Below are 27000 nucleotides of genomic sequence, written 5' to 3'. Positions count from 1 at the left end.
CATGAACGACACCGCTTTTCGCCCTTTCGAGACGGCTCTCGACCGAGAGACGGCGCTCGGCCAACTGCGCGCGGCGACCGACGGTGCCGATGACGGCGAGCTGTTTCTGGAGCGCCGGCGGTCGGAGTCGCTGGTATTCGATGACGGTCGCGTGAAGTCGGCCTCCTACGATGCGTCCGAGGGGTTCGGGCTGCGCGCGGTGCGCGGCGAGGTGGCGGGATACGCCCACGCATCGGAGATATCGGAGCCCGCCCTGCTCCGCGCGGTGGAAACCGCGCGTCTTGCGGTGGCCGACGGGGGCGGCACCATGGCCCCGCCCCCCGCGCGGACCAACCGGCACCTCTATACCGATGCCGATCCCATATCCGGCGCGGGCTTTCCCGTGAAGCTAGAGACATTGCGCGAGATCGACGCCTTCGCCCGTGCGCTCGACGCACGCGTGGTACAGGTCAGTGCCACGCTCGCCGCGTCCCACCAGGAGGTGGTGATCCTGCGCCCGGATGGCACCGAGGTGACCGATATCCGCCCGATGACCCGGCTGAATGTCGGTGTCATCGTCGAACAGGACGGCAGGCGCGAATCCGGCCACGCCGGCGGCGGCGGGCGCGTGGGGCTCGACGGTCTCCTTGACCCGGCCGACTGGCAGGCCAAGACGCGCGAGGCCCTGCGCATCGCGCTGGTGAACCTGCGGGCCGAGGCGGCCCCGGCCGGCGTGATGGACGTGGTGCTCGGCCCCGGATGGCCGGGAATCCTTCTGCACGAGGCGATCGGCCACGGCCTGGAAGGCGATTTCAACCGCAAGGGCAGCTCGGCCTTTGCCGGCCTGATGGGCAGCCGCATCGCCGCGCCGGGCGTCACGGTTCTGGACGACGGCACGATCCCAGATCGCCGCGGCAGCCTGACGGTCGACGACGAGGGCACCCCGTCCGCGCGCAACGTGCTGATCGAGGACGGCATTCTCGTCGGCTACATGCAGGACCGCCAGAACGCCCGCCTCATGGGCGCGAGCCCGACGGGCAACGGCCGCCGGCAAAGTTACGCCCATGCGCCGATGCCGCGCATGACCAACACCTACATGCTGGGCGGCGACAGCGATCCGCAGGATATTCTTGCCGATCTCAGGGACGGGATATATGCCGTGGGCTTCGGCGGCGGACAGGTCGACATCACCAACGGCAAGTTCGTCTTTTCCTGCACCGAGGCCTACCGCGTGAAGGACGGCAAGGTGGGCGCCCCGGTCAAGGGCGCCACGCTGATCGGCGACGGCGCCACGGCGTTGCAGCACATCCGCGGGCTGGGAAACGACATGGCGCTGGACCCGGGCATGGGCAATTGCGGCAAGGCCGGGCAGTGGGTCCCCGTGGGCGTGGGGCAGCCCACCGTGATGATCGGCGGGCTGACGGTGGGCGGTTCGGCCGCCGGATGACACGCGACAGCAAAATCCTGACAATGATTCCAGCATGTTGCCCCGCATCACCCGGGGCGGCGGCGGGAATCTCGGGTTGGTTTACTCCGAATTAACCCTGCGTGCCGTACTGCTGCTCGGGCAAGCAGGCGGTGTCACGATGCCCGAGGACAAACATTCTTCCACTCACCCCCCACTCCCACCCACCACGGAAGATGATCGGGTATCGTGGCTCCGTCTCTTGCGCTCGCGGCGCGTCGGGCCGTCGACATTCCACCGCCTGATGGCCGAGCACGGCAACGCCGCCGCCGCGCTGCAGGCGCTCCCGGAAGTGGCCCGCGCCGCGGGCGTCGAGAACTACCAACCCTGCACGGCCGAAACGGCCGAGGCCGAGATCCGCGCCGCACGCCAGGTCGGGGCGCGGATGATCTGCATCGGCGAGGCCGGCTATCCGCCCGCGCTGGCCCGCGTCGCCGATGCGCCGCCGCTGCTCTGGGCCGTGGGCGAAATGTCGGTGCTCGAAAAGCCGGCCATCGCCATGGTCGGGGCGCGAAACGCCTCTTCCCTGGGTACGCGCATGGCCACGGCGCTGGCCCGGGGGCTCGCGGAGGAGGGGTACGTCATCGTCTCCGGTCTCGCCCGCGGCATCGACACGGCGGCGCATCTCGCGGCCAAGGAAAGCGGCACGATCGCCGTGATGGCCGGCGGTGTCGATATCATCTACCCCGCCGAGAACGCCCGCATGGGCGAGGACATCACCGACGCTGGCCTGCGGCTGTCGGAACAGCCGATGGGGATGACGCCACAGGCGCGGCATTTCCCGCCCCGCAACCGGATCATCAGCGGACTTGCCGTGGCCCTCGTGGTGGTCGAGGCCGCGGCGAAATCGGGATCGCTCATCACCGCGCGCGCCGCTCTCGACCAGGGGCGCGAGGTTCTGGCGGTGCCGGGGCACCCTTTCGATGCCCGCGCGGCCGGATGCAACATGCTCGTCCGCGACGGCGCCACGCTGGTGCGTGGACCAGCCGACGTGATCGATGCACTGCCCCGATCGCACGCGCCGGCGCCCCAGCCCGACCTGCCACTGGCCGACATCCCCGACCCGCCGCCCGAGACGCGCACGCTGCGCGACACCGCGGCGTTGCATCGGCAGATCCTGGACCGGCTGGGCCCGACTCCGCTGGCGGAGGATCAGCTGATCCGCGACCTTTCCGCGCCGGCGGCGATGGTCACGCCGGTGCTGACCGATCTCGAACTCGACGGCAAGGTCGCCCGCCATCCCGGCGGCCTGCTGAGCCTCGCTGGCAAGGCCGGAACCGGCTGACGCGGGGTGACCGGCGTCCGCGGGGCGCCGTCCGTCTGGGACGGCACGAACCCCGCGCAGCACGGCGAGGGCATCGGCGCACACGGCAGTTCCCGGCATGAGCAGATCCGCAAGGCGAAGGCGTTTATCGCCCGCGCCGTGCGCGGCAACCCGGTCGGCTGCCCCTCGATTCCCGGGGATTTCCACCGCATTGACAATCCCCCCTTCCCCGAACCATGTTCCGCCGCCATATAAGACGCCGCGAAAGGCGTTTCAGACTCGAAAGGAATTTCATGCCGGTTGTCGTCGTCGAATCCCCGGCCAAGGCCAAAACCATCAACAAGTACCTGGGGTCCGACTACACCGTGCTGGCGTCCTACGGACACGTGCGCGACCTGCCGCCCAAGGACGGCTCCGTCGACCCCGAGAACGGCTTCGACATGACGTGGGAAATCGACACCGACTCCCGCAAGCATGTCAAGGCGATCGCCGATGCCTTGAAGGACGACCAGCAACTCATTCTCGCCACCGACCCCGACCGCGAGGGCGAGGCGATCAGCTGGCATCTCGAAGAGGCGCTGCGCAAGCGCCGGGCCATCAAGAAGGATACCGAGGTCAGCCGCGTGGTGTTCAACGCGATCACCGAATCCGCGGTGACCGAGGCCATGCAGAACCCCCGCGACATCGACGAGGACCTCGTCGAGGCCTACCTTGCGCGCCGCGCCCTGGACTATCTTGTGGGCTTCAATCTCTCGCCGGTGCTGTGGCGAAAGCTGCCGGGCGCCAGGTCCGCGGGGCGCGTGCAGTCGGTCTGCCTGCGCCTCATCGTCGAACGCGAGATGGAGATCGAGTCGTTCCGCCCACGCGAATACTGGTCGGTCGCGGCACGTCTGGCCACGCCGCGCGGGCAGGAGTACGAGGCGCGCCTTGTCACGCTTGCGGGAAAGAAACTCGACAAGTACGACATAGAGGACGCCACCCAGGCCGAGATGGCGGTGCAGGCGATCGAGAGCCGCGATCTGACCGTCAGCGCCGTCGAGGCCAAGCCCGCCAGCCGCAACCCCGCCGCCCCCTTCATGACCTCCACCCTGCAGCAGGAAGCCAGCCGCAAGTTCGGCATGGGCGCGCGCCAGACCATGAGCACCGCGCAGCGGCTCTACGAGGCGGGGCTGATCACCTACATGCGCACGGACGGGATCGACATGGCGCCCGAGGCGGTGCACGCCGCGCGCGATGCCATCCGTGACCGCTACGGCGCCGAGTACGTGCCGAAATCCCCGCGCATGTACAAGAACAAGGCCAAGAACGCGCAAGAGGCGCATGAGTGTATCCGGCCGACGGACATGACCCGCGATGCCGGCGCCATACGCGTGGCCGATGCCGACCAGCGCAAGCTCTACGACCTGATCTGGAAGCGCACGCTGGCCTGCCAGATGGAGGCCGCGCGGCTGGAGCGCACCACCGTCGACATCACCAGCGCCGACGGCCAGGTGGGGCTGCGCGCGACCGGGCAGGTGGTGCTCTTCGACGGGTTCATGAAAGTCTACGAGGAGGGGCGCGACGACGCCGGCGGCGACGACGACGCCAAGCGCCTGCCCCAGATCACCCGGGACGAGGCGGCCGAGAAACGCGCCGTGACCCCCGAGCAGCATTTCACCCAGCCCCCGCCGCGCTATACCGAGGCGACGCTGGTGAAGAAGATGGAGGAGCTGGGCATCGGCCGCCCCTCGACCTATGCCTCCATCGTCACCACCATCCAGGACCGCGAATACGTCCGCAAGGAGAAGAACCGCCTCATCCCCGAGGACAAGGGCCGGATCGTCACCATTTTCCTGCTCAACTTCTTCCGCCGCTACGTGGGTTACGAATTCACCGCCAACCTCGAGGAGGAACTCGACCGGATCAGCGCCGGCGAACTCGACTACAAGCAGGTGCTGGCCAGTTTCTGGCGCGACTTTTCCGCCGCGATCGCCGAGACGTCGGAGCTGCGGATCACCGAGGTGCTCGACAAGCTCGACGAGGCCCTCGCGCCAACGCTCTATCCACCGCGCGAGGATGGGTCCGACCCGCGGGCCTGCCCGCTCTGCGGCGAAGGGCAACTGCATCTCAAGACGTCGCGCTCAGGCGGCTTCGTCGGCTGCTCGCGCTACCCCGAGTGCCGCTATACCCGTCCCATAGGCGGGGAGGAGGCCGGGGGCGACCGCGTGCTCGGCGAGGACGAGAACGGCGAGGAGATCAGCCTGCGCTCGGGCCGGTTCGGGCCCTACGTGCAGCGCGGCGAGGTCACCGAGGACAACAAGAAACCACCGCGCGCCAGCCTGCCCAAGGGCTGGAGCCCCGACGAGATGGACCTCGAAAAGGCCCTGAAACTGCTTAGCCTGCCACGGGAGGTCGGCCCGCATCCCGATGACGGCGAAATGATCGAGGCCGGGATCGGGCGTTACGGCCCTTATGTGCGCCACGGGCGGCTCTACGCCAATCTGAAGGACCCCGAGGAAGTCTTCACCGTCGGCATGAACCGTGCCGTCGAGGAACTCGCCAAGAAGGCCGCGAGCCGCGGCAAGGGGCGTGGCGCGGCCGCCAAGCCGCTGAAGGAGCTTGGCGAACACCCCCAGAGCGGTGGGCCCGTCAACGTGATGGACGGCCGCTACGGCCCGTACGTCAAATGGGACAAGATAAACGCCACCCTGCCCAAGGACGTCGACCCCTCCGAGGTGACGATGGACCAGGCGGTGGAACTCATCGCCGAGAAGGCGGCCAAGAAGGGCAAGGGCCGCAAGACGCCGGCGCGCAAGAAGGCAGCCGCCGGCAAATAGACCGCCGAACACGGCACGCATGGCCTGCGCGGGCAGGCACCGGGAACGCTCGGGCCCCTTTGTGCGTTCACCGGCATCTTCTTGGGACAAATACCCATCCACGCACCGGCCGCCCGTACCGGTCGCCCGCGGCGGCGATACGTAGTAACCCCTAGCACGGGAAGATCGCGGGGTGGGGCGTTGACACCGGTGCCCGCCCCCCCTCATATCGGGGCAAATCTCAGGAGGGCAATTCATGAGCAAGATCTACGGGTCCGCGGCAGAGGCGCTGGACGGCCTTCTGCATGACGACATGCTTATCGCCGCGGGGGGCTTCGGCCTCTGCGGCATTCCGGAACTGCTGCTGAAAGCCATTCAGGAATCGGGGGTCAAGGACCTCACCTTCGCGTCCAACAATGCCGGCGTGGACGATTTCGGCATCGGCATCCTGTTGCAGACGCGGCAGGTCAGGAAGATGATGAGCTCCTATGTGGGCGAGAACGACACCTTCATGCAGCAATACCTGTCGGGCGAGCTGGAGCTGGAATTCAACCCTCAGGGGACCCTGGCAGAGCGCATGCGCGCCGGCGGGGCCGGCATCCCCGGGTTCTACACCAAGACCGGGGTCGGCACGCAAGTCGCCGAGGGCAAGGAACACAAGGAATTCGACGGCGAGACCTACATCCTCGAACGCGGCATCTTTGCCGATCTTGCCATCGTCAAGGCGTGGAAGGCCGATACGACCGGTAACTGCATCTTCCGCAAGACGGCGCGCAACTTCAACCCGCCGGCGGCCATGTGCGGACGCATCTGCGTGATGGAGGTGGAGGAGATCGTAGAGCCCGGCACGCTCGACCCCGACTGCATCCACCTGCCGGGCATTTACGTGCACCGCCTGATCCAGGGACAGCACGAGAAACGCATCGAGAAGCGCACGGTTCGGGAGGGCTGAGGCCCGATGACGGCGGATCGCGGCTACCTGTTCATCATCGGCACCGCCAAGGCGGGCACGTCGGCGCTTGCCACGTGGCTGGGGGCGCGAAACGACATCGTGCTCGGCCGGATAAAGGAGCCGCGCACGCTGTCCGACCTCGCCGAGCGTGACTGGACGGGTCCCGGGGCGGAGGAATTCCGCGCGACCCTGATCGCCGACGAGGCGGGCTGGCTGGAGAACTTCGCCGACAAGCCCGGCGCGGCCTGGGCGGTGGACGCCTCGACGGACTACTTGTGGTGCCCCGCCTCGCCGGACCGGATCGCGGCGCTCGCGCGGCGCCACCCCGTCCGGCTGATCTGCATAACCCGCGACCCCGTGGATCGCGCCATCTCGGAATACCGGCACACGCTGCGCGACGGCATCGACGAATCGCTCGACGCCGCGCTGGACGCGGAGCAGGAGCGTATCGACGCCGGCTGGCAGCCGCTCTTCTGGCATGTCCGGCGCAGCCGAGTCGCGGCGGACCTCGCGCGCTATGCCGAACGTTTCGGCGAGTCGCTCCTGGTCGTGGATTACGCAGAGCTTTCGGACCCCGACGCGCTGCTGGCGCGGGTGGCGCGGTTTCTCGGCCTGCCCCAGAGACCACTGGAGGCGCCCGAGCGGCAGAACGAATCCGTGCTTCCGCGCAACCGCCTTGTCCAGGCGGTCTGGGCCAGCCCTGCGCTCAGGGCCGCGGCGCGGCGGCTGGTGCCCAAGTCGGTGCGCCACCGTGCCTACGTGGCCACGCACAGCCCCCGTGCCCTGCCGCGGCACATTCGGCCGGCCGAGCAAACCCGGTTGAAAGACGCGCTGTCCGACGAAATCGCCGCCTGCATCCGCACGCCCCTTATCGAGACTTCGGGCTGGCGCAGCGCCGCCGCGGATGCATCATCGCCATGACACGTGACATGAAGGAGTGAAACCTATGCCTTGGGACCGCAACGAAATGGCCGCCCGCGCGGCGCAAGAGCTCGAGGACGGCACCTATGTCAATCTCGGGATCGGGATTCCGACACTCGTGCCCAACTTCATCCCCGAGGGCGTGCACGTCACGTTGCAGTCGGAAAACGGGATGCTGGGCATGGGCCCGTTCCCGACCGAGAACGAGGTCGACCCCGACCTGATCAACGCCGGCAAGCAGACGATCACCGAGCTGCCGCACACCTCCTATTTCGACAGTGCCCTGAGCTTCGGCATGATCCGCGGCGGCAAGATCGCCATGGCAATCCTCGGCGCGATGGAGGTGGCTGAGAACGGTGATCTCGCGAACTGGATGATCCCCGGCAAGCTGGTCAAGGGCATGGGCGGCGCGATGGATCTGGTGGCCGGCGTGGGCCGCGTGGTGGTGGTTATGGACCACACCAACAAGCACGGGCAGAGCAAGCTGCTGAAGGAATGCACCCTGCCGCTCACCGGGGCCGGGGTGGTCGACCGGATCATCACCGACCTCGGCGTGCTGGATGTCACGCACAAGGGCCTGCACATCCAGGAATGCGCCCCGGGCGTGACACGGGACGAGATCATTTCAAAGACCGAGGCCAAGATCGTCTGAGCCTGTAAATGCGCCACCCGGCCGCGCCCATCAGTTGGAGGCGAGGTTGAGCGCGCAGGCATCCGTGATGAGTTCGGGCCGCGTCTTGCAAAGGCCGCGCGCCACGCGGTACGCCGCGAGGACCCTGGGGATAAAGCCGCGCGTCTCGGGAAATGGCGGCACGCCCCCGTGATCGTGAACGGCGCCCTCGCCGGCATTGTACCCGGCGAGGGCCAACAGAGCGTCCCCCTCGAACTCGTTGAGAAGCCAATCGAGATAGGCCACGCCGCCGGCGATGTTGTCGGCGCCCGACAGGATGTCCCCGACCCCGAAGCGGGCGGCCGTTTCGGGCATGAGCTGCATCAGGCCCTTTGCCCCCTTGTTGCTCGTTGCCTCGCGGCGCCCGCCCGACTCCACCGCTATGACGGCAAGGACCAGCGCCGGCGAGACCCGTGTGCCGATCGTGGCCCTCAGGATGTGCCGCCCTTCACGCGCGGCGATGTCCTGTATCTCCTGCAGTCTCGGTGCGTCCATCTTCGCCCCGTCCGGTACGGCACCGAGCCCCTCCAGCGCCTGCCGCAGCCGCAGCGTCGCGTCGGCGTCCACCCCCGTCTCGACCCGCGACCAGAACCAGTCATGGGCCGAGGGCGCGGCCCCGCCGGCGTCGGGCGGCGCCACGGCGGCCTGCCCCGCCTGCCCCGCCTTCGTTTGCTCATCCTCCGGGACGATCTGTACGGTAATGCGCTTATGGGTTCCGGGGTCCGGCGGTTTGCCCATCTTGAAGGTGAAATCCGGGAACGGTGGCGGCTGGTCGGCAACGGCACCTGTCGCAAACAGTCCGGCCCCGGCCACCAGCCACGCGCGGAAGATCATCGATATCACTGCACCGCCTCGTTTTGCCCGTCACCATAGCTGAAACGCGCCGGGATTTCACGGGTTTCGTCGGGCCGCGGGAGGCTCGGGCGGCCCCGGAATCGGGGGAACGGCCATGGAAAAACACCCCACAAGAAAAAAGATTTAAAAACTTTTCTTTTATTTACATATACTTACAATCATTTCTCGGCATGAAATTAACGATCACAAAATGCCACCAATGCTGCCCAAATCGTGCCTGATTCCGCTGGCTATATCCAACCATACCGCGACGGCACAGGGCCAACGAAACAGACAGCCCGCAACGGTCGAAGCGGTTGGAACCGAAGCTGTATGATCTTTTGGAGGGACCAACCATGATCAAGTTCATCAAGAAATTCCGCAAGGACGAAGAAGGTGCCGTGAGCGTTGACTGGGTCGTTCTGACCGCAGCCATCGTGGGCCTTGGTGTCGCGGCCGTGTCGACCGTCGAAGGCGGTGTGGACACGCTGGCCAGCTCGATCAGCTCCGGCGTCGGCGACGAAACCGTTCGCTAAACCCGGCTGGGCTGAAATTCAGTCCAATCGATCGATCAGGGGCCGCGACGACACCGTCGCGGCCTCTTGACGTCCTGGTGAAATGCAATGGGGGCTGGCGGCAGCACCTGCCGCGCATCTGCCGGACACGACTCCGCAGGACGGCTGCCTGCCTCGCCAGACGCGGCGCAACCTGACCGGTCGGATGTCCCTCGCACGGGGCCCATCCGGGTGCAGTCCTGAACAAGCAGGAACAGAAAGGTCGCGCCCATGAGACGTTTCTTGAAAAATCTAAACGGAAGGCTGCGTGACGAGGACGGCGCTGTATCCGTCGACTGGATCGTTCTCACGGCCGCCATAACCGGACTTGCGGTGGCAACCGTCCTGTCGACAGAGGGCGGGCTAAATGCCGTGTCGAGCAAGATCCAGAGCAGTCTGGCCTCCAAACCGGTCGAATAGCGCGCGGCGCCCACGGCAGCGCGGTGCGCAGGACGGGGCGAAAAACCGTCTCACCGCCTCCCAGATTCTGCCACAATGATCCTGTATGCCTTGTGGGATTGAGTTGGAGCAGCCTTTGCTGCCCGCTCGGGAAACTTGAAAGGGTATCCTATGCGCTTGGTTTTCGGTCTCGTCCTCGCCCTTGGGCTCGGCCTCGCAGGCTTTGCCGTGTACATGGCGAAAAACTACATCGAAAGCTACCAGACACAGCTGGCCCAGGAGCGCGCGAACCGCGATCCCGGCATCGACACGATCGATGTCTACGTGGCCAACAAGCCGCTGGAATACGGCCAGGCGCTGAAGCCCGAGGACGTTCGGCTGACACCTTTCCCGCGGATGTCCCTGCCCGAGGGCGTGTTCCGCGAGGAGGCGAAACTGTTTCCCGAAGGCTCCGAAAAACCGCGGCGCGCGCTGCGGTCAATCGAAAGGAACGAGGCCATTCTCAGCGTGAAGGTCACCGAGCCGGGCGAGGAGGCGGGCATCACCTCGCAGCTGGAACGCGGAAAGCGCGCCTTCGCCATCAATGTCGACGTCTCCAGCGGCGTGTCCGGCTTCCTGCGGCCAGGCGACCGCGTGGATATTTACTGGTCCGGCTCGATCGGGCGGCAGGGGCCTCAGCTCGAAGGCGGTCGTAACGGCGAGGTCACGCGTCTCATCGAGAACAACGTCAAGCTGATCGCGGTCGACCAGGAGTCCAACCCCGACACGACCGAGGCGATCATTGCCCGGACCGTGACGGTATCGGTAACCCCGCAGCAGGTCGCCGCGCTGGCACAGGCGCAATCGACCGGACGGCTGTCGCTGTCGCTGGTCGGGGCCGACGACGACTCGGTCGCGGAGGTGATCGAGGTCGACCAGCAGCGCCTGCTGGGCCTAGAGGAGCAGGTCGTCGAGGAAGCGCCCAAGGAAGAAAAGCGCTGCACCATCAAGACCCGTCGCGGGTCGGAGGTGATCGAAACCCCGATCCCCTGCACCAACTGACACCGACATGCCGCGCGGACCACAGCGGAAAGACGCCGGGCACCCGGCGTCTTTTGCGTCGTGGCAACGGGCGCACCGGCATGCGGCACGGGTTTCACTTCCGCAACGGTTCCAGGGAAAATCCTTCGGAAAAGACATGAAACCCATTGATTCTTGCAAAATTTCCGAAATTGGCCCATTTTGGTTCCATACGGGCGGCAAGACCCGTGTCTTGAGGCGTGATCGGAAAGGCAGGTCACATGAAAATTTCAGGCGCAGTTAAGGCCGGCCTCGCCGGGCTGATGCTGATGTTCGGGCCACTTTCCAGCGCGGCCCCCGCCGAGACCTTGCAGGTCGTTCGCAAGGGCACCGCGCGCGATCTGAGCATAACCATGAACCAGGCCGTGGTCGTGGAAAGCGAGGTGCCCTTCGCGGAGCTGAGCATCGCAAACCCCGCGATCGCGGATTTCTCGACGCTGTCGGACCGCACCATTTACGTGCTGGGCAAGGCGCCGGGGCGTACGACGCTGACGCTGCTGAACGCCGCCGGGCAACTCATCACCAACGTCAATGTCCGGGTGAGTGCTGACCTGACGGAATTCAAGGAGCGGCTTCGGCAGGTTCTGCCGGGCGAGGACATCGAGGTGCGCACGGCCAATGACGGGATCGTGCTGTCGGGAACGGTCAGCAGCACCACCCGGATGGACCGGGCCCTGGAACTGGCGCAGAGATACGCGCCGGAACGGGTTTCGAACCTGATGTCCGTCTCGGGAAAGCAGCAGGTGATGCTCAAGGTCCGGTTCGCGGAAATGCAGCGCAGCGTGTCCAAGGCGCTGTCGACGTCTCTGGCGATCGACGGGATATCCTCGCTCACCGGCGAGGGTATCGGCATCGCGGGCGACAACCTTGGAACCAACGGCGTTGGCTCCGGCGACAACCTCGACAGCGGCAACAACGCCGGCGCGGCCTTCATCGGGTTCGACGTCGGCTCGGTCGAGGTGGGGGTTCTGCTTGAGGCGTTGGAGACCAAAGGGGTCGTTCGCACGCTGGCCGAACCCAACCTGACCGCGCTTTCGGGACAGGAGGCGAAATTCCTTGCAGGCGGCGAATTCCCGATCCCGGTTGCGCAGGACAACGGTGTCACGACGATCGAGTTCAAGTCCTTCGGGGTGGAACTCAACTTCATCCCCCGCGTGGTCGATGACGGGGTGATCAATCTTGAACTGGCCGCCGCCGTGTCGTCGATCGACAATGCCAACTCGATCACGACCGACGGGCTGACCGTCAACGCCTTTCGGCGGCGCGATGCCTCGACCACCGTGGCGATGCGCGACGGGCAGAGCTTCGCCATCGCGGGTCTGCTGCAGGACGATTTCCGGGACAACAACGCGCAGGTGCCCTGGATCGGGGATGTTCCGGTTCTCGGGGCACTTTTCCGCAGTGCCGATTACCAGCGCTCGCAAACCGAGCTGGTCATCATCGTCTCGGCCCATCTGGTGACACCCACCCGGGGCGAGGCGCTGGCGCTGCCGACCGACCGGGTGAAGCCACCCACGGAAGGCCAGCTGTTTCTCAACGGCACGGTCGCAACGGGAGACAAACAGGGCCGCAACCCCGCCGGAGAAGTCGCGAAGCAGGATTTCGAAGGCTCCTACGGCTATGTGATGGAGTGACAGGATGGCAGCCCGGGCGAAACATATCTTCATGGCGCTGAGCCTTGCCGCACTTTCGGGCTGCGCGGCCGCGCCGGCCGGGAACGTGCCGGGATACACACGCGAGGGCCCGCAGGTGGACGGCCCGCCGTCCGGCGACGCGGTGGCGCACAATGCGCAGATCATGACAGGCGAGAAACAGTTCAGGATCGATCTGGCGCAACGGTTTGCCGAAGAGGTTCAGACCACCGTCAACTTCGCTTTCAATTCCGCCCGGCTCGACACGACGGCCCGTAACGTGCTGAAACGCCAGGCCCACTGGATCCGCCAGTTCCCTGAGGTGCGCTTCCGGGTGTACGGACATACCGACGCTGTCGGCTCCAACGCCTACAACAAGCGGCTTGGCCTGCGCCGGGCGCATGCGGTCGTGAATTACCTCGTGCGTCATGGCATCAGCCGGTCGCGGCTCGAGGCGCTGGTGTCCTATGGCGAAACCCAGCCACTTGTCATCACGCAGGGCCGCGAGCGCCGCAATCGCCGCACAGTCACCGAGGTCAGCGGTTTCCTGCAGGATCACCCGATGATCATGGACGGCAAGTACGCCGAGGTGGTCTATCGCGAGTACGTCAAGAGTGCTGAGCCCAAGACGATCCTCTCGACGGTGACCGAAGAGGAATCGGTCGTCGAGGAATGAACCGCCGGCGCGGCGGCGTCTGAACCGTTTTCTCCCTGTCCGGCCATGGCCGGACCGCCCACTGGAACCCGTCCCCGTGACGGGTTCCTTTTTTGTAATCCGTCATCGCACAATTTCGGTTTTTTAGCCCAAATGTTGCCTACATTCTGGACGATCTTCCCCGTTGGAAAAGGCGCACCCCCGCAGGACCGGACGGGCAGGCACGGCGCCGCGCGACAGCCATCCGGATGCCGCCGCCAATTGAGGAATAGGACGAGCAATGACAAGTAGTGACAACAGTGCCAAGCAGGAAGCGCCGCTTGTCGCCTGCACGGTCAGCCGCGACATCCAGAATTTCGACCTTCTGATCGAGGACATGGAGGCCGCGCTCGGCGAGGCGTGGGGCGACCTGGGTATCCACGAGGCGCTGGCGTTCTTCGGGCAGCCCGAGGCGAAGGATCTGGAATTCGCCGCGGTCGCGATCGACGAAACCGACGAAAACGACCTGTCGCTGCTGAGCGAGATCATCACGATGGCCAGCGCGCAGGGCATTCGCGTGATCCTGATCGCCGAGGACGTGAGCCCCGCCGTCCTGCACCAGCTTCTGCGGCAGGGCGCGGACGAATTCGTGCCCTATCCCCTGCCGGAGGGCGAACTGGAAGCCGCGATCGAGCGCATCCGCAAGACCGAGGAACACGCCGTGGCCGCCGACACGCCCTTCGCGGCGGGTAACTCGCCGGGGGACGGGGTGCTGCTGGCCGTTCAGGGGCTGGCCGGCGGCACCGGCGCGACGACGCTGGCGGTGAACCTCGCCTGGGAACTGGCGACCGTCGACAAGACCGATCCGCCCCGCGTCTGCCTGCTGGATTTCGGGCTTCAGACGGGTGCCACGGCCACGTATCTCGACCTGCCGCGCCGCGACGCGGTTTTCGAGATGTGGTCCGACACCGAATCGATGGACGAGGATATCTTCAAGCAGTCGCTCACCGCCTTCGAGGACAAGCTGTGGGTGCTGACCGCGCCGACGGACATGCTGCCGCTCGACATGATCACCCCCGAGGATGTCGAGCGCGTGCTTGCCATGGCGCGGTCCAAGTTCGACTACGTGATCGTCGACATGCCCGGCACGTTGGTGCTGTGGACCGAAACCGTTCTCAACGCCGCGCAAATCTATTTCGTGACGCTGGAGCTGGACATGCGCTCGGCCCAGAACGCGCTGCGGCTCAAACGCGCGCTGCGCTCGGAGGAGCTGCCGGTGGAAAAGCTGCGCTTCTGCCTGAACCGCGCGCCCAAGTTCACCGATCTCAACGCCAAGTCCCGCGTCAAGCGTCTGGCCGAGAGCCTGGAGATCAGCATCGAGGTGCAGCTTCCCGATGGCGGGCGCGTGGTGACACAGGCGGGTGACCATGGTTCGCCGTTGGCGTTTTCCGCGGCCAAGAACCCCTTGCGCAAGGAAATCGCCAAGCTGGCCAGCTCGCTGCACGAGATCGGCAAGCCCGATACCGAGGAAGCGGCTTGAAGGGATAGACAGGAATGTTCTCGAGATACAAGAAGTCCGGAACCGCGTCGGCCAAGGCCGCGAAGCCGGCCGCGCCACAGGCCGAACCGGCCAAGACAGACGCTCCGCAGCCCCAGCAGACGCAGATGCTGCGCCGGCCGGCACCGACGAAACCCGCCGCCCCCACCCCCGCCGACAAGGAGCGCAAGCGCAAGGAACGGCTGGCCGAGATCAAGCTCGACCTGCACCGGTCATTGCTCGACAACCTCAATCTCGGCGCGCTCGACACCGCCAGCGAGGCCGACCTGCGGGCAGAAATCAGCTCCATCGCCTCCGAAGTGCTGGAAGAACGCGGCATCGTGCTCAATCGCGAGGACCGCTCCACCCTCACGCAGGAACTCTACGACGAGGTCAAGGGCCTGGGGCCACTGGAGACCCTGCTCAAGGATGACTCGGTGAACGACATCCTCGTGAACGGACCGCACCAGATCTTCGTCGAGCGCGCGGGCAAGCTTGAACTCAGCGACGTCACCTTCAAGGACGAACGGCACCTGCTGCGGATCATCGACAAGATCGTATCGGCGGTGGGGCGCCGCGTGGACGAGTCCAACCCCTATGTCGACGCGCGCCTCGCCGACGGATCGCGCTTCAACGCGATGGTGCCGCCGATCGCGGTGGACGGCAGCCTCGTCTCGATCCGGAAATTCAAGAAGGACAAGCTGGGCATCGACGACCTCGTGCGCTTCGGCGCCTTCTCCGAGGAGATGGCCGCATACCTGCAGGCCGCCGTCGCCACCCGTCTCAACGTCATCGTCTCGGGCGGGACGGGCTCGGGCAAGACGACCACCCTCAACGCGCTTTCCAGCTTCATCGACAATTCCGAACGGATCCTGACGATCGAGGACACGGCGGAACTGCAGCTCCAGCAGCAGCATGTCGGCCGCATGGAAAGCCGTCCGCCCAACGTCGAGGGCAAGGGCGAGGTCAGCCCGCGCGACTGCCTCAAGAACGCGCTCCGGATGCGCCCCGACCGCATCATCGTGGGCGAGACCCGCGGCGAGGAGGTGATCGACATGCTGCAGGCCATGAACACCGGCCATGACGGTTCGATGACCACGATCCACGCCAACAACGCCCGCGACGCCATCAGCCGGCTGGAAAACATGGTTGCAATGGCCGGCATCGAGATGCCGCTCAAGGCCGTACGCAGCCAGATCGCCAGCGCCGTGCACCTGATCGTGCAGGCCAGCCGGCTGCAGGACGGGTCGCGCAGGATGACCTCGATCACCGAGATAACGGGGATGGAGGGCGACGTGATCTCGATGCAGGAGGTGTTCCGCTTTCAGCGCAAGGGACTGGCCCCCGACAACACCATCATCGGGCATTTCACGGGCACCGGCGTGCGCTCGAACTTCACCGAACGGTTCCGGCTGTGGGGCTACGACCTGCCCCCCAGCATATACGACCCCGTGACAGGAGACTGACGACGATGAGCGTCGGAATCGAACCGATCATCTACGGGCTGATCTTCATCGGCGTGCTGGCGCTGGTCAACGGCATCTACCTGACCGTTTTCGGCAAGTCGATCAGCCTTAACAGCCGCGTGAACCGCCGGCTGGAACTGCTGGACAAGACCGGCAACCGCGAAGAGGTGATGGAAAAGCTGCGCAAGGAAATGACGCAGCACCTCAAGGCGCGCAACATCCCGATATACGCGATCCTGTCCGACAAGGCGCAGAAGGCCGCGATCGCCTTCACGCCGCGGCAACTGATCATGCTGATGGGCGGCATGGCGGTGGTGGCCTTCCTCGGGCTGACACTGGGCACGGATACCGAGTTGCCGGTGCGCGCGGTGGTGTCGGTCGGCATCGGGGTGGCCGGGGTTTTCGTCTGGATCAACTCCAAGGCCAAGAAACGCATGGCCCTGCTGGAAGAGCAACTGCCCGACGCCATCGAACTGATGGTGCGCAGCCTGCGGGTGGGGCACCCGTTTTCGTCGGCCATCTCGATCGTCGCCAACGAGGTATCGGACCCGCTTGCGACCGAGTTCGGGATCATCGCGGACGAATCCGCGTATGGCCGCGAGGTCGGCGAGGCGCTCAAGGACATGGCGGAACGGCTGGACATGCAGGACCTGCGCTTTCTGGCCGTTGCCGTGACGATCCAGCAGCAATCGGGCGGCAACCTTGCCGAGATCCTAGAAGGGCTGGCCAAGGTGATCCGTTCGCGTTTCCGCCTGTTCCGGCGCGTCAAGGCGATCACCGCCGAGGCGCAATGGTCCGGCAACTTCCTCTCGGCCTTCCCGCTGCTGGCGCTGGTGGCCATGCAGATGCTTGACCCCAACTTCTACGACGAGGCGATGACACACCCGCTCTTCGTTCCGGCCTGCGTGGTGGTGGGGGCGTTTCTGGTCGCCAACCTGTTCGTCATGCGCTCGCTCGTGAACATCAAGGTCTGAGGCGGCGAGGCAATCATGGGACCCATCGCACAGATCACCAGCGCACTGACCGAGTCACTCGGCCCGTTCGGTCCGCTCATCGTCATCGGCACGCTCGGCGTGCTGCTTGTCCTCGTCACGATCCCGCTGCTCATCAAGCAGGCGAACGATCCGCTGGACAAGCTCAAGAAGGCGCCGGACACGGGCCGGGCGCCGGAACGGTCCAAGCAGGCCCTGCGCGCCCGCAGCCCCAACGAGAAGCTCGACAAGTACGCGGGCTTTCTCGAGCCGCAGGACGAAAAGCAGCTCAGCGAGATACGGCTGAAGCTGATGCAGGCGGGATACCGCGACCGCGACGCGGTGCGCTTCTTTCACTTCGCGCAGTTCGCGCTCGGGATCGGGTTCTTGGTGCTGGGTGTTCTGTACTTCATCCTCTTCAAGTCCGACGAGGATACAACGCCCACGCAGATGATGATGTACATCCTCGGCCCCGGCGGCGTGGGCTACATGCTGCCCAAGTACTGGGTCACCAAGCGCCAGCAGAAACGGCAGGCGGAAATCGAGGAGGGATTCCCCGACAGCCTCGACATGATGCTCACCTGCGTCGAGGCGGGGCAATCGCTCGACCAGGCCATCGTGCGCGTCGCGGCCGAGATCCAGTCATCCTTCCCGGCGCTGGCGGAGGAATACATGATCGTGTCCCAGCAGATGAAGGCAGGGCGCGACAAGCCCTCCGTTCTGGGCGACATGGCCGAACGCTGCGGGGTGCAGGATATCTCCAGCTTCGTCACGGTGCTGATCCAGTCGCAGTCCTTCGGCACCTCGATTGCTGACGCGCTGCGCGTCTATGCCTCGGAGATGCGTGACAAACGGGTCATGCGGGCCGAGGAAAAGGCCAACAAGCTGCCGACGAAGATGACATTGGCGACCATGATGCTTACCATCCCGCCACTACTGATCATTCTGGTCGGGCCGTCGGTCATCGGCATCATGGAACTCTTCTCGATGGCCGGGCAATAGCGGCGGCCCCAATCCGCGGGGCAAGGGTGAAACGGGCAGCGGCAGTTTTCTCGGTACTCTTGGGCCTCGTGTCATGCGCGGAGGGCGCGCGCGATACCGGCCCCTATGCCCCCGGCCTGAAGCCGGGCGCCGCGGCGCCCGACGCCATGGAGGTGGGGCACCGCCTGATGGACGCCGGAGAGTACGAGCTGGCCATCGACGCCTACTCCCGCGCCGCCCTCTCGGAAGGCATGACAGCCGACGTTCTGGCCGGGATCGGCACCGCCAACCTGAAACTCGGCCGGCTGCACACCGCCGAGCGCGTGCTGCGCCGCGCGCTCGACCGCGACGAGAACGCACCGGAGATCTGGAACAATCTCGGCGTGGTCTTGATGGAAATGGGCAAGATTGCCGAGGCGGCGGAGGTCTTCCGCCGCGCCTATGCCTTCGATGATGGCCAAAGTGACTCTATTCGCGACAATCTGCGGTTGGCCCTCGAAAAATTCGAAAATCCGGATTATGATGCATCGTCAGGAAACGATTACAAACTGGTACGGCGGGGCAGCAGCGACTACCTGATCCGCAAGATACCGTGACGAGGCAAGAGCAGTAAAAGGACGCAAGTAATGCGCCACATATTTCCATTCGGCCTGTGCGCGGCGGGCGTGTTTGTGCTGTCCGCCTGCGAAGAGACGACCTCGGCGGATGTCGACCGCGCCTTCCAGGGTGTCAACGTGGTCGACGAGAGCAATCTCAACGACGTCATGCTCACCGTGGCCGATCCTGACGAGGCGGTTTCGTATTTCCAGCGCACCACCGCCGAAAAGCCCGGGCGGATAGACCTGATGCGTGGCCTGGCGAAATCACTGATCCGGGCGAAACGCTATACCGAGGCCGTGCCGGCGTGGAAAAAGGTCGTCTCGCACGAGGCAGCCACCGACGAGGACCGGGTGGATTTCGCCGACGCGCTGATCCGCAACAACGAGTGGGACCGCGCCGAGGCGGCATTGGACGAGGTGCCGCCCACCTTCGAGACGTTCAAGCGCTACCGGCTGGAGGCGATGGTCGCCGACAGCAACGAGGAATGGACCAAGGCCGACAGTTTCTACGAAACCGCCGTGGGGCTGACCACGCGCCCGGCCGGCGTGCTGAACAACTGGGGTTATTCCAAGCTGACGCGCGGGGATTATCCCGAGGCCGAACGCCTGTTCACCGACGCGATACGGCAGGACGAGTCGCTCTTCACCGCCAAGAACAACCTCATCCTCGCGCGCGGGGCGCAGCAGAAATATTCAATGCCCGTGGTGCCTGCTGATCAGACCGAACGGGCGCAGCTGCTCTACACGCTGGCCCTGTCGGCCATCAAGCAGGGCGATACCGGCATCGGAAAGGGCCTGTTGCGCGACGCGGTCGATACCCACCCACAGCATTTCGAGGCCGCCGCGCGTTCGCTGCGCGCGCTCGAGGACAATGTGAGCAACTAGTGGTGATCGCGATCACCCCCGCCGAGGCGCTGTGGTTCCTGCCGCCGGTGCTGCCGATCGCGTTCTGGGTGATGTGGAGTGACCTGTCGCGCATGCGCATACCCAATCTCGCGGTGATGTTGCTGGCCGGCGCGTTTCTGATCGTGGGCCTTCTGGCGCTGCCGATGACCGAATACGCGTGGCGGGTGGGCACGATGCTGGCCGTTCTGGTGCTGGGATTTCTTGCGAACGTGATCGGGCTGATGGGCGCCGGGGATTCCAAGTTCATCGCGGCGGCCGCACCCTTCATCGATCCCGGTGACGGCGTCCTGCTGGTATTCGTGTTCACGGCCAACCTGCTGGCCTGCTTCGCCACGCACCGCTTGGCCAAGCACACGCCGCTGCGACGGCTTGCGCCGGGATGGACCAGCTGGGAAAGCGGGCGGAAATTCCCGATGGGCTTCGCTCTGGCGGGAACGCTGCTGATCTATCTGGGACTCGGCGCCGCCGGCGGCGCATGACGGACCCGCGTCAATCCCTCGCCCGTCACGTTCCACAATTTCGGCAACATTGGCATCGATACTGTGCCCGCGCCGGACCCGCACGACCGCGGCCGTGACGACAGGACCAAGAGGGGCAAACCGATGAACATGCAGATGAACCAGGGCGTTCAGCCGCCCCCGCCGCCGATGCGGGTTGAGGACATGAAACTGTCACTGGTGATGATGCGGGATATCCTGATCAAGACGATGTTCCGCAAGAACATCGAGCTTGTCAGCGAGCTGGCCGAGGCGCTGTGCCTGCCCCGCGCCGTCACGCAGGAGCTGATCGACATGACCCGCAGTCAGGCGCTGGTGGAGGCGACGGGCACGCTCAACGCCAATTCAGGTGGCGAAATGGGCTATCAACTGACCGACAGCGGCAAGTCCCGCGCGCTCGACGCGCTGTCGCAGTCGGAGTATTTCGGCGCCATGCCCGTGCCGCTGGACGTCTATGGCGAGCAGGTCAAGCGCCAGTCGGTCCGCAACCTGCAGATCACCCGCAAGGAACTGACCGAATCCATGGGGCATCTCGTGCTGCCCGACAGCCTGCTGGACTATCTCGGGCCGGCCGTCTCGGCCGGGCGCTCGATCCTGATGTACGGCCCACCCGGCAACGGCAAGTCCTCGATCTCAAACGGCATCCGCAACGCCATGGGCGACAAGATCTATGTACCCCGCGCGATCGAGTACTCGGGCCAGGTGATCACGGTCTACGATCCGATCGTGCATTCCAAGGCGGAAACCGAGAGCGACGACCCGAACAGCCTGCGCCGCCGCCGGACCTTCGACACGCGCTATGTCCGCTGCGAGCGCCCCACGGTGGTGACCGGCGGCGAGCTGTCGCTGTCGATGCTCGACCTGGTCTACAACCCCACCGCACGCACCTACCAGGCGCCGCTACAGCTTAAGTCCACGGGGGGCATTTTCATCGTCGACGACCTTGGCCGTCAGGCCGAACCGCCACAGAATCTCGTCAACCGCTGGATCGTGCCGCTGGAGGAATCCAAGGACATCCTCGCCCTGCAATCGGGCGAGAAATTCGAGGTGCCCTTCGACACGCTGGTGATCTTCTCCACCAACTTCCACCCCAACGAGATATTCGACCAGGCCGCGCTGCGCAGGATCTTCTTCAAGATCAAGATCGATGGGCCGAGCCAGGCGGATTTCCTCAAGATCTTCGCCATGGTGGCCAAGAAGAAGGGAATGCCTCTGGACGAGGACGCGCTGCTGCACCTGCTCAAGCGCAAGTACCCCGAAATCGGCAACGTCTATGCCAACTACCAGCCGGTCTTCCTGATCGACCAGATGATCGCCATCTGCGAGTTCGAGGGCATACCCTACCAGATGACGCCCGAGTTGATCGACCGCGCCTGGGCCAACATGTTCGTACGCGACGAGGAGATCGTGAAGTAGTCGTCACCGGACGCCCTCGCCGCCGCGCCCGGACCGGGCTAGGTTGCGGTCATGACCATGCTGCCACCGCCCCTGTCCGACTGGTTCGCCGCCCGCGGCTGGACACTGCACCCCCACCAGCGCCAGATGCTGGCGCGCGCCGCCGCGCGGGCGCAACTGCTCATAGCCCCCACCGGCGGCGGCAAGACGCTGGCAGGATTCCTGCCCAGCCTCGTCGAGCTGGCCGGTGGCGGGCATGAGGGTTTGCACACGCTCTACGTATCGCCGCTCAAGGCGCTGGCCAGCGATATCAAGCGCAACCTGACCGCCCCGATCACCGAGATGTCGCTGCCCATCCGCGTGGAGGACCGCACCGGCGATACGGCGCAATCCGCCAAGCGCCGCCAGCGAGCGGACCCGCCGCACATCCTTTTGACCACGCCCGAGAGCCTTGCCCTGCTGACCTCCTACGAGGACGCGGACCGCATCTTTGCCGGGGTTCAGCGCGTGATCGTGGACGAAATCCACGCGCTGTCGGACTCCAAGCGCGGCGACCAGCTGATGCTTGCGCTGTCGCGGCTGCAGGCGCTGCGCCCGGGGCTGCGGCGTGTCGGCCTGTCGGCCACGGTCGAGGACCCCGCGGCCATCGCCCGTCTGCTGGCGCGCCACCCCGACCCCTGCGACGTGCTGGTGGCTGAACCGGGGCCCGAGCCGGACATCAGGATGCTGCAGACGACGGAGGCGCCGCCATGGGCCGGCGGTGGCGCAGCCTACGCGATCCCGGCCGTGCTGGAGCAGGTCAGGCGGCACAGGACAACGCTCATCTTTCACAACACCCGCGCGCAGGCGGAGATATTCTTTCACAAGCTTTGGCTGGCCAACGAGGAGTCACTGCCGATCGGCATTCACCACGGCAGCCTCGACCGGGTCCAGCGCGAGCGGGTGGAGGCCGCCATGCAGCGGGGCGAGCTTCGCGCCATCGTCTGCACCGGCTCGCTGGACCTCGGCATCGACTGGGGCGATGTCGACCTGGTGATCCAGGTCGGCGCGCCAAAGAACGTCAAGCGGCTGGTGCAGCGCATCGGGCGGGCCAACCACAACTACAACGCGCCGTCCAAGGCCCTGCTGGTGCCCGCCAACCGCTTCGAGGTGGTGGAATGCCATGCCGCCCTGCAAGCCGTGCGGGAGCGCGACCTAGACGGGGAGCCGCGCGGGCGCGGCCCGCAGGACGTCTTGTGCCAGCACATCCTGATCCGCGCCTGCGCCGGCCCCTTCTCCGCCGACGCCCTCTTTGCCGAGGTCACCACCGCCGGCGCCTACGCCGACCTCACCCGCGCGGAATTCGACGCCTGCCTCGATTTCTGCGCCACGGGGGGCTACGCGCTGCGCGCCTACGACCAGTGGCAGCGGCTCAAGCAGCGACCGGACGGAAAATGGCAATTGCGCGACCCGCGGGCGGCACGCCTGATCCGCATGAACATAGGCACCATCCAGGACAGCGACCTGCTGAAGGTCCGGATGCAGCGCCGCCGCGGCGGCGCGCCCCTCGGTGAGATCGAGGAAGGCTTCGCCGCCTCTCTCACCCCCGGCGACACCTTCCTCATCGGCGGCGAGATCGTGCGCTACGAAAGTTTGCGCGAGATGGTGGTCGAGGTCAGTCGCGATCGCGGCCGCGAGCCGAGGATCGCAACCTTTGCCGGGACCAAGTTCGCCACCTCGACCCAGCTCAGCCAGCGCATCCTGCGGTTCCTGAACGCCGGCGACTGGTCCGCGCTGCCTGACCACACCGCCGACTGGCTGCGTCTGCAGGCAGAGATGTCGAGGCTCCCGCAGGCGGGTCGGCTCCTGATCGAGAGCTTTCCCCACGAGAGGCGCGAGCATGTCTGTATCTACGGTTTCGCGGGTCGCAACGCACAGCAGACACTGGGACTCATCCTGACCAAGCGGATGGAGGAGCTGGGGCTCGCCCCGTTGGGCTTCGTCTCGACCGATTACGCCACGCTCATATGGGGGCTGGAGCCGCTGACCGACCCGGCCCCGCTCTTCGAGATGACCGCCCTGCGCGAGGGGCTCGACCGTTGGCTTGCGGGCAACGCGCTGATCAAGCGGACCTTCCGCGACTCGGCCACGATCGCGGGCCTCATACAGCGCAACACCCCCGGCGCGCGCAAGTCCGGGCGGCAGGCGACGTTTTCCTCCGATATCCTGTATGACACCTTGGCAAAGTACGACCCGTATCACTTGATCCTGAAAATCACGCGGGCAGAGACGATGCGCGGCCTCATCGATTTCGGCCGGGTCGAGGAAATGATTTCCCGGGTTGGCGGGCGCATCGACCACCTGCGCCTGCCCCGCGTCACGCCGTTCGCCGCGCCGCTGTTCCTGGAGGCCGGGCGCACCCCGGTGGAGGGCGCGGCGCGGGAACGGCTGGTCGAGGAAGAGGCCGAAAGGCTGATGCAGGCGGCGGGGCTGGCCACGGGCCCGGCCGGCGCTCATCCGGCCTGACGGCCGTCTTCGCGATGAAAGCCCGCAAGGGCTTGAAGAGCGCGCCCCGACGCGGTTGCGCCCCGCCGCTGGCCGCGCGAAAAGGGCGGTATCATGACCGGCCATGATTTCACCCTCGCGGGCGCCCCGCTCGTCGCGCTCGGCTCCGGCGCGCTCTACTGGCCCGGGCGGGGGGTGCTGTGCGTGTCGGACCTGCATCTGGGCAAGTCCGAGCGCCGCGCCCGGCTGGGGTCGGGGTACCTGCCCCCCTACGAAACGCAGGACACCCTCGCCCGGCTGGAGGCCGACCTCAAGGCGACCGGGCCTGCGACCGTGATCTGCCTTGGCGACAGCTTCGACGACCGCGCGGCGGCCGAGGCCCTGCGCGAGGAGGAAAGGCTGTGGATCGCCGCCCTGCAGGCGGGGCGGCGATGGATCTGGATCGAGGGCAATCACGACCCCGGCCCGGTCGAACTTGGCGGCACGCACCTGGCAGAGCTGCCGCTGCCGCCACTGACCTTCCGCCACGTCGCGCGCCCCGGACAGAGCGGGGAAATCTCGGGGCACTATCACCCCAAGACGACGTTGCGCACACGGGGCGGGGCCATCACGCGCGCCGCCTTCCTGATCGACGCGGACAGGGTGATCATGCCCGCCTACGGGACCTACACGGGCGGACTGCGCAGCGACACGCCGCCGCTGTCGGGTCTCATGCGCCCGGCGACGGTGGCGGTGCTCACCGGCGACACGCCGCGCCCGGTGCCGCTGCACCGATAAACGCCTGTTCAATTCCGCGACGCGGCGGTCTAGGCTGCCCCGGACCGAAACGAGGGCCCGCCCATGACCCCGGCCATGGCCGAGAAAATCCGCGAGAGTTTCGCCGCACAGTCGATGATGGCCACGCTTGGGGCGGAACTGTCGCGCATGGCCCCCGGCGCGGTCGAGATCACGGCGCCGATCCTGGAGACGAGCCGCCAGCAGCAGGGCTTCGCCCATGCCGGGCTGACCTTCGCCATCGGCGACAGCGCCGCGGGATACGCGGCCCTGTCGACGATGCCCGAGGATCACGAGGTCCTGACCACCGAGATGAAGATCAACCTTCTGGCGCCGGGGGCGGGCGAGCGGCTGGTCGCGCGCGGACACGTGGTCAAGCCCGGCCGCCGCCTGGTGATCGTGCAATCGGATGTCTATGCCGTCCGCGACGGCGCCGAAACGCACATCGCCCTGCTGACCGGCACGATGATCCCGGTGGCGCCGCGCTAGATAAGCCCCGCCGACAACCACCGCCCAGTAGATCAGCCGCGGCAAGAGCGCCAGCGCCTCCAGCGTGCCGAACGGGCCGGCCACCGCCGCCAGCACCGTCAGGATCGCCCAGAACCCCAGCGGCAGCCGCCAGCGGGACAATTCACGAAGCGTGGATTGCATGTCTGCTCGCTCCCGCATCCCGCGTGCCATTCGCGCAAGCCCCGTGGCATGGTCATCCACACCTGCCCGATACCGGCCGGGACAACCACCCGAGACCGGAACGGGGAGACATCACATGACACTTCAGCCACTTCTGGATACCACACCGGCGATCCGGCTTCACGCCTTCACCGCGCTTGGCTTGCTCGGCCTCACGCTGGCCATCCTTGTCCTGCCGCGCGAGCAGCGGGCACACCGCGTTCTGGGCTGGGCATGGGTTCTGGCGATGGCCGTGACCGCGATCAGCAGCTTCTGGATCCACACGATCGGCCAAGCCGGCCCGTTCAGCCTGATCCACCTGCTCTCGGTGGCCACCCTGCTGGGGCTGGTTCATGGCGTCCGCGCCGCCCTCCGACGGCGCGTGGCCGATCACCGGCGGGCGATGCTGCAACTGGTCTGGATCGCCCTGCTGGGGGCGGGAATCTTCACCCTTCTGCCAGGCCGGCTGATGCACGCGGTCGTGACGGGCGGCTGAGCACCCGGCTCACGCGGTGAGCCCTTCCGGCTCCTCCAGCCCGTTGGCGCGGCAGCAGGCCGTCACGGTGTTGGCCAGCAGGCAGGCGATGGTCATGGGGCCCACCCCGCCGGGCACCGGCGTGATCGCCCCCGCGCGTTCCACGGCGCTGTCGAACGCCACGTCGCCCACCAGGCGCGTCTTGACGCTGCCATCCTCGTTGGTGCCCTTTTCGGGCGCCTCGACCCGGTTGATCCCCACGTCGATGACGGTCGCGCCCTCCTTGATCCAGTCGCCCGGCACCATGCCCGGCCGGCCCACGGCAGCCACCACGATATCCGCGCGGCGCACCGTGCCCGGCAGATCCTTGGTACGCGAATGCGCGATCGTGACGGTGCAGCTGTCACCCAGCAAGAGCTGCGCCATCGGCTTGCCGACGATGTTCGACCGCCCGATCACCACCGCGTCGAGCCCGCTCAGGCTGCCATGGTGGTCGCGCAGCATCATGAGGCAGCCAAGCGGCGTGCACGGCACCATGGCTTTCTGCCCCGTCGCCAGCAGGCCGACATTGGAGATGTGAAAGCCGTCCACGTCCTTCGCGGGGTTGATCGCGTTGATGACCTTGTCGGAGTCGATGTGGCCGGGCAGCGGAAGCTGGACCAGGATGCCGTGAACGTCAGGGGCGGTGTTGAGCCGGTCGACCAGCGCCAGCAGGTCGGCCTCGGACGTGTCGGCGTCAAGCTTGTGCTCGTAGGAGTTCATCCCCGCCTCGACGGTCTGCTTGCCCTTGGAGCGGACATAGACCTGGCTCGCCGGGTCCTCGCCGACGAGCACCACCGCCAGCCCCGGCGTGATCCCGTGCTGATCCCTCAGCCGCGCGACGTGGTCCGCCACCTTGTCCCGGATCCGCGCGCTGAAGGCTTTCCCGTCAATAATCTCGGCCGTCATCCGCCAATGCCCTTCTTCTTGGTCCAAATACCCCTGCCAGCGGCCGGGGGGGGGGGGGGGGGGGGGGGGGGGGGGGGGGGGGGGGGGGGGGGGGGGGGGGGGGGGGGGGGGGGGGGGTGGGGGGGGGGGTGGGGGGTGGTT

25 protein-coding genes are annotated in these 27000 nt (G+C 66.4%); 23 read left to right on the top strand and 2 right to left on the bottom strand.

Annotated elements, in window-relative coordinates; all coding sequences use genetic code 11:
- Nucleotide 1 precedes the first annotated feature (1 nt).
- The 6 genes from tldD to ACH13J_RS06045 all read left to right on the top strand — a co-directional run bounded on the left by tldD (nt 2) and on the right by ACH13J_RS06045 (nt 8028).
- Nucleotides 2-1426 (top strand): metalloprotease TldD, encoded by a 1425-nt coding sequence (gene tldD, locus ACH13J_RS06070; RefSeq protein WP_397542419.1) that lies wholly within the window; start codon nt 2-4, stop codon nt 1424-1426.
- A gap of 139 nt (nt 1427-1565) precedes the next feature.
- Nucleotides 1566-2729: a DNA-processing protein DprA gene (gene dprA / locus ACH13J_RS06065; RefSeq protein ID WP_397542418.1), complete on the top strand. Its 1164-nt coding sequence runs from the start codon at nt 1566-1568 to the stop codon at nt 2727-2729.
- Between the two features lie 272 nt (nt 2730-3001).
- Nucleotides 3002-5524 carry a type I DNA topoisomerase gene (gene topA / locus ACH13J_RS06060; protein ID WP_397542417.1) on the top strand — a complete coding sequence of 841 codons (2523 nt, stop codon included), beginning with the start codon at nt 3002-3004 and terminating at the stop codon, nt 5522-5524.
- 235 nt (nt 5525-5759) lie between these two features.
- Complete coding sequence (locus ACH13J_RS06055) at nt 5760-6455, top strand: 3-oxoacid CoA-transferase subunit A (RefSeq protein WP_397542416.1); 696 nt, start codon at nt 5760-5762, stop codon at nt 6453-6455.
- Between the two features lie 6 nt (nt 6456-6461).
- Complete coding sequence (locus ACH13J_RS06050) at nt 6462-7376, top strand: sulfotransferase (RefSeq protein ID WP_397542415.1); 915 nt, start codon at nt 6462-6464, stop codon at nt 7374-7376.
- Nucleotides 7377-7401: 25 nt separating this feature from the next.
- Entirely contained in the window at nt 7402-8028 is a 627-nt protein-coding gene (locus tag ACH13J_RS06045; RefSeq protein WP_397542414.1) for a 3-oxoacid CoA-transferase subunit B, read from the top strand.
- Between the two features lie 30 nt (nt 8029-8058).
- Here ACH13J_RS06045 and ACH13J_RS06040 read toward each other — a convergent pair whose 3' ends face one another.
- Nucleotides 8059-8880: a transglycosylase SLT domain-containing protein gene (locus ACH13J_RS06040; RefSeq protein ID WP_397542487.1), complete on the bottom strand. Its 822-nt coding sequence runs from the start codon at nt 8878-8880 to the stop codon at nt 8059-8061.
- A gap of 356 nt (nt 8881-9236) precedes the next feature.
- Between ACH13J_RS06040 and ACH13J_RS06035 the strand changes: the two genes are divergently transcribed.
- The 17 genes from ACH13J_RS06035 to ACH13J_RS05955 all read left to right on the top strand — a co-directional run bounded on the left by ACH13J_RS06035 (nt 9237) and on the right by ACH13J_RS05955 (nt 25932).
- Nucleotides 9237-9416 carry a Flp family type IVb pilin gene (locus tag ACH13J_RS06035; protein ID WP_397542413.1) on the top strand — a complete coding sequence of 60 codons (180 nt, stop codon included), beginning with the start codon at nt 9237-9239 and terminating at the stop codon, nt 9414-9416.
- A 261-nt stretch (nt 9417-9677) separates the two neighbouring features.
- Complete coding sequence (locus ACH13J_RS06030) at nt 9678-9854, top strand: Flp family type IVb pilin (RefSeq protein ID WP_397542412.1); 177 nt, start codon at nt 9678-9680, stop codon at nt 9852-9854.
- 150 nt (nt 9855-10004) lie between these two features.
- Nucleotides 10005-10874, top strand: a complete 870-nt coding sequence (gene cpaB / locus ACH13J_RS06025) for a Flp pilus assembly protein CpaB (RefSeq protein ID WP_397542411.1) — start codon at nt 10005-10007, stop codon at nt 10872-10874.
- Nucleotides 10875-11113: 239 nt separating this feature from the next.
- Nucleotides 11114-12526: a type II and III secretion system protein family protein gene (locus ACH13J_RS06020; RefSeq protein WP_397542410.1), complete on the top strand. Its 1413-nt coding sequence runs from the start codon at nt 11114-11116 to the stop codon at nt 12524-12526.
- Nucleotides 12527-12530: 4 nt separating this feature from the next.
- The gene (locus tag ACH13J_RS06015; protein ID WP_397542409.1) at nt 12531-13199 is read left to right on the top strand and encodes an OmpA family protein; all 669 of its coding nucleotides are present in this window, start codon (nt 12531-12533) and stop codon (nt 13197-13199) included.
- A gap of 259 nt (nt 13200-13458) precedes the next feature.
- A complete protein-coding gene (locus ACH13J_RS06010) occupies nt 13459-14697 on the top strand; it encodes an AAA family ATPase (protein ID WP_397542408.1) in 1239 nt (412 codons plus the stop codon).
- A gap of 14 nt (nt 14698-14711) precedes the next feature.
- Nucleotides 14712-16160 carry an ATPase, T2SS/T4P/T4SS family gene (locus ACH13J_RS06005; protein WP_397542407.1) on the top strand — a complete coding sequence of 483 codons (1449 nt, stop codon included), beginning with the start codon at nt 14712-14714 and terminating at the stop codon, nt 16158-16160.
- 5 nt (nt 16161-16165) lie between these two features.
- Nucleotides 16166-17134 (top strand): type II secretion system F family protein, encoded by a 969-nt coding sequence (locus tag ACH13J_RS06000; RefSeq protein WP_397542406.1) that lies wholly within the window; start codon nt 16166-16168, stop codon nt 17132-17134.
- A 15-nt stretch (nt 17135-17149) separates the two neighbouring features.
- Entirely contained in the window at nt 17150-18133 is a 984-nt protein-coding gene (locus ACH13J_RS05995; protein ID WP_397542405.1) for a type II secretion system F family protein, read from the top strand.
- 26 nt (nt 18134-18159) lie between these two features.
- On the top strand, nt 18160-18708 hold the full coding sequence (locus tag ACH13J_RS05990; protein ID WP_397542404.1) for a tetratricopeptide repeat protein: 549 nt from the start codon (nt 18160-18162) through the stop codon (nt 18706-18708).
- Nucleotides 18709-18738: 30 nt separating this feature from the next.
- Complete coding sequence (locus tag ACH13J_RS05985) at nt 18739-19596, top strand: tetratricopeptide repeat protein (protein WP_397542403.1); 858 nt, start codon at nt 18739-18741, stop codon at nt 19594-19596.
- Between the two features lie 2 nt (nt 19597-19598).
- Nucleotides 19599-20096 carry a prepilin peptidase gene (locus ACH13J_RS05980; RefSeq protein WP_397542402.1) on the top strand — a complete coding sequence of 166 codons (498 nt, stop codon included), beginning with the start codon at nt 19599-19601 and terminating at the stop codon, nt 20094-20096.
- A 123-nt stretch (nt 20097-20219) separates the two neighbouring features.
- Nucleotides 20220-21530, top strand: a complete 1311-nt coding sequence (locus tag ACH13J_RS05975; protein WP_397542401.1) for an ATPase — start codon at nt 20220-20222, stop codon at nt 21528-21530.
- A 51-nt stretch (nt 21531-21581) separates the two neighbouring features.
- Complete coding sequence (locus ACH13J_RS05970; RefSeq protein WP_397542400.1) at nt 21582-24014, top strand: ligase-associated DNA damage response DEXH box helicase; 2433 nt, start codon at nt 21582-21584, stop codon at nt 24012-24014.
- 93 nt (nt 24015-24107) lie between these two features.
- Nucleotides 24108-24770, top strand: a complete 663-nt coding sequence (pdeM, locus tag ACH13J_RS05965) for a ligase-associated DNA damage response endonuclease PdeM (protein WP_397542399.1) — start codon at nt 24108-24110, stop codon at nt 24768-24770.
- A 63-nt stretch (nt 24771-24833) separates the two neighbouring features.
- A complete protein-coding gene (locus ACH13J_RS05960) occupies nt 24834-25256 on the top strand; it encodes a hotdog fold thioesterase (RefSeq protein WP_397542398.1) in 423 nt (140 codons plus the stop codon).
- Nucleotides 25257-25533: 277 nt separating this feature from the next.
- A complete protein-coding gene (locus ACH13J_RS05955; RefSeq protein ID WP_397542397.1) occupies nt 25534-25932 on the top strand; it encodes a DUF2306 domain-containing protein in 399 nt (132 codons plus the stop codon).
- Nucleotides 25933-25941: 9 nt separating this feature from the next.
- Here the strand turns inward: ACH13J_RS05955 and folD are convergent, their stop codons facing one another.
- Nucleotides 25942-26859 carry a bifunctional methylenetetrahydrofolate dehydrogenase/methenyltetrahydrofolate cyclohydrolase FolD gene (gene folD / locus ACH13J_RS05950; RefSeq protein ID WP_397542396.1) on the bottom strand — a complete coding sequence of 306 codons (918 nt, stop codon included), beginning with the start codon at nt 26857-26859 and terminating at the stop codon, nt 25942-25944.
- Nucleotides 26860-27000 lie beyond the last annotated feature (141 nt).

Origin of the sequence: Roseovarius salis (assembly GCF_044472985.1) — a bacterium.
GTDB lineage: Bacteria > Pseudomonadota > Alphaproteobacteria > Rhodobacterales > Rhodobacteraceae > Roseovarius > Roseovarius salis.
The sequence above is the reverse complement of the archived record's forward strand: the minus strand, read 5'-3'. Positions and strand labels throughout refer to the sequence as shown.